The sequence below is a fragment of the Longimicrobium sp. genome, assembly GCF_036280135.1.
Lineage (GTDB): Bacteria > Gemmatimonadota > Gemmatimonadetes > Longimicrobiales > Longimicrobiaceae > Longimicrobium.
Genome location: NZ_DASURI010000081.1, coordinates 1 through 3,446, shown reverse-complemented (window position 1 = coordinate 3,446; position 3,446 = coordinate 1). Strand labels below are relative to the sequence as shown.

The 3,446-nt window shown below is 71.9% G+C and carries 2 protein-coding genes; one reads left to right on the top strand and one right to left on the bottom strand.

What is annotated here, in order from left to right:
* Positions 1-114: 114 nt before the first annotated feature.
* Entirely contained in the window at positions 115-2,046 is a 1,932-nt protein-coding gene (locus VFZ20_RS02820; RefSeq protein ID WP_329682305.1) for a PKD domain-containing protein, read from the top strand.
* Between the two features lie 674 nt (positions 2,047-2,720).
* On the opposite strand, the gene VFZ20_RS02815 is transcribed toward VFZ20_RS02820, so the two are convergent.
* On the bottom strand, positions 2,721-3,446 hold a 726-nt coding region (locus VFZ20_RS02815; RefSeq protein ID WP_329682304.1), incomplete at its 5' end, for an ATP-binding protein.

Sequence of the window (3,446 nt, the reverse complement as noted above, 5' to 3'; positions counted from 1 at the left end):
TGGCGCCGTCGCGGCGGGCCGCGGGTGCGTGGCGTCCAATTTGCTCTGCCGCCGGCCGTCCGCATCGTCCGCTCACGCCCCTGTCCCCGTCCCCTCCCGACGCGGAGCCATTCCATGCGTATGTCCGTTCGCGCGCTGCCGCTCCTTGCACTCGGCCTGGCCGCGTGCGCCGACAACGTGGCGGCGCCGGAGCAGCCGGCCCCCGCGCCGCCGCCGCCGTCCGTGGCCGTGGAGGCGCTGCAGTGCAGCGCCGACGTGCGCGGCCGCGCCTTGGAGTGCGACCCGGCGTCGCCGGCGCTGGGGAGCGCGCGGGGCACCATCATCGGCGGGCAGGGCACCCACGTGCGGCTGCGCTCCAGCAACGTGGCGTACGACAGCGCCGCGGGCGTATTCCGCCTGGACGCCACCATCCAGAACCTCATGGCCGACCGCACGCTGGGCACGTACGACGGCGTGAACGTGGCCGGCATCCGCGTCTTCTTTCACGCGGGGCCCAACGTGGTCGAGGGCTCGGGCGAGGTGGGGCTGGCCAACACGGACGGCGAGAACTTCTTTCTGGGCGCGGGCGAGCCGTTCTTCAACTACGCCTCCATGCTGGGGCCCGACGCTACCACGGAGCCGCGGCAGTGGCGCTTTGACGTGCCCACGGGCGTGGAGCGGTTCGTCTTTACGGTCTACCTGGAGGCGCCCGTCTTCGACAACCGTCCGCATCCGCCCACGTACGGCATCTACCGGCAGATGACGGCGGGCTTCAGCCACGCGTGCGGCCTGCTGAACGACGGCCGCATCTTTTGCTGGGGCGACGGCTCGGGCGGCAAGCTGGGGCACGGCGGCACGCGGCTGTTCCTGGACCCCGCGCCCGTGGCCGGCACCCTGGCGTGGCGCCTGGTGACGGCCGGCGACGAGCACACCTGCGGCGTCACCACGGACAACCAGCCGTACTGCTGGGGCAACGGCGCCACCGCCCCCGCCGCGCTGTACGGGCTGGCCACGGTGGATTCCATGGATGCCGGCGGCACGTCCACCTGCGCCACCCGCGCGGGAACGGCGTACTGCTGGGGCACCAACGAGTGGGGCCAGCTGGGCACGGGCGACTTCGCGACCCACGATGCACCCACGCCCGTCGCGGGCGGCCACGCGTTCGTGGACGTGCGGGTGGGCTCCCTGCACGCCTGCGGGCTGGAGGCCGACGGCGAGGTGTGGTGCTGGGGGATGAACCAGTTTGGCCAGCTGGGCGCCGACGCGTCGCAGACGTGCGGCACCGCGTATCCGTATCCCTGCAGCAGCACGCCCCTCAAGGTGGACACGGAGCTGCGGTTCACGCGCCTCGACGCGGGGCGCGGCCACACCTGCGCCCTCACGGCCGAGGGCGAGGCGTACTGCTGGGGCGTGAACTCGCACGCGCAGGTGGGCACGGGGTCCGGGGAGGATGCCAACCGGCGGCCGGGGCGCGTGCTCACGAACGCGCGGTTCCGGCGCATCGTGGCCATGGACCGCACCAGCTGCGGCATCGGCGACGGCGGGGTGACGGAGTGCTGGGGCGCCAATCCCGGCTCCGTCACGCAGCCCGTGGAAGACGTGGTGGGTGACCGGCACTGGGCGTCGCTGGCCGGCGCGCACGAGCACGTCTGCGGCGCCACGCTGGACGGACAGGGGTTCTGCACGGGGCGCGAGCAGTTCGGCGAGCTGGGCAACCTGGGCACGCACCAGAACGTGGCCACCACGCCCGCGGCCCTGGCGCCCCTGCACGTGCGCGACCTGCCGCCGCGGGCGGGCCTGTACTGCGAGACGGGCGGATACGCCGAGGCCGTGTGCCGGGCGCGCGAGGACCCGTTCCACCGCTTCTTCACCTCGTACTCGGACGACGACTACGGCATCGTGACCCGCATCTGGTCGTGGGGCGACGGCTCGCCGCCCGAGGAGGGCGAGCTGGTGCGCCACAACTACACGGCCAACGGCCAGTACGTCATCACGCTGATGGTGGTGGACGCCGCCGGCCAGCGCTCCATGACGCAGGAGAACGTGTGGGTGTACTCGCTTCCGTGACGGACGGATGTGGCGCCGCCGCGCGGTGGCGACGGATGCGAAACGAGAGGCCGGCCCCCGGTGCACGGGGCCGGCCTCTCGTTTCCGTTTCCATCCTGCGCTGTCATTCCGATCCCGAATCCGCATCAACATGGCCGTCGCCCGGCCGGAGCGAATGCATTCGCCGCTGGAAAGGCACGAGGTCCGCCTTCGCGGACTGCACCGCCGCCGTCCTGCCGCGATGCCCGCCACATCGCCGGGTGACGGCCCGTGCTGGCGGTTGAAGCCTCGTTCGCAGAGCGCGTCGGCACGAGACGGGGCTTTCCGCTGTCCCAGCGGCGGATTTATCCGCTCCGGCTCGAGGGCGTTTCCGCCTTCGGAACGACAGCGGGGGACGGATTCCGTTATCGCTGTTCTTCTTATACCCGCCCACGCTGTCATTCTGAGCGACCGAGGCGCCGTCGGGCCTGTCCCGCTCGTGATGCATCGGCGCCGACCGAGCGAAGAATCTGGTTGCCGGAGTGCGGGATCCCGCCCGTGCGCTGCGTTCCGGCTCGGGGCTCGTGCACGGGCGAGTGCCGGGCGCGGCGCGACCCGATTCTTCACTCGGCGCATCCGTCAGGGGACGGATCTCGACGCGCCTCCTTCAGAATGACAGCGGGGGACGGATCGCGCTGTCGCGGTTTCTGTTTCCGTCACGCGGCGGCGTCGAGCACCTGTCGCACGCGGCGGGTAAGCCCTTCCAGCGTAAAGGGCTTGGGGAGAAAGTCCGTGTCGTCGCTGAAGGCGTCCGGCCGCATGCTGGCGGACTCCATGTACCCCGACGTGAACAGCACGGGCACCCCGGGACGGATGGCCTGCAGCCGCTCCGCCAGCTCGCGGCCGCTCATCTCCGGCATCACGATGTCGGAGATCACCATGTGGATCTCGTGGGCGTGGCGCGAGAACAGCTCCAGCGCCTGCGACGGCCGGCTGGCGCCGATCACCCGGTACCCGCTGTGCACCAGCCCCTTGCCCATCACGGCCGATACCGCCTCCTCGTCCTCCACCAGCAGCAGCGTCTCGCAGCCGCGCACGGCCCGCGGGGCGGCGGGCGCGGCGGGCGCCTCGGGAAGCTCGTCCACGCACGACAGGCAGATGCGGAAGGTGCTGCCCCGGCCCGGGGCGCTGTCCACGGAGATGTGGCCGCCGCTCTGCTTGACGATGCCGTACACGGTGGAAAGGCCCAGCCCCGTGCCCACACCGGGCGCCTTGGTGGTAAAGAACGGCTCAAAGATGCGGTCCAGGGTCTCGGCGCTCATGCCGCACCCCGTGTCGTGCACGAACAGTCCCACGGACTCGCCTCCGCCCTCCAGCGCCAGGCCGGCCGCCTCGTCGGCGGACAGGTTGCGGGTCTCGATGCGCAGCTCGCCCCCCTGCGG

Bases quoted from the DNA above. Each gene is read 5' to 3' on its own strand.
- VFZ20_RS02820 (WP_329682305.1), top strand. From the start codon at position 115: ATGCGTATGTCCGTTCGCGCGCTGCCGCTCCTTGCACTCGGCCTGGCC.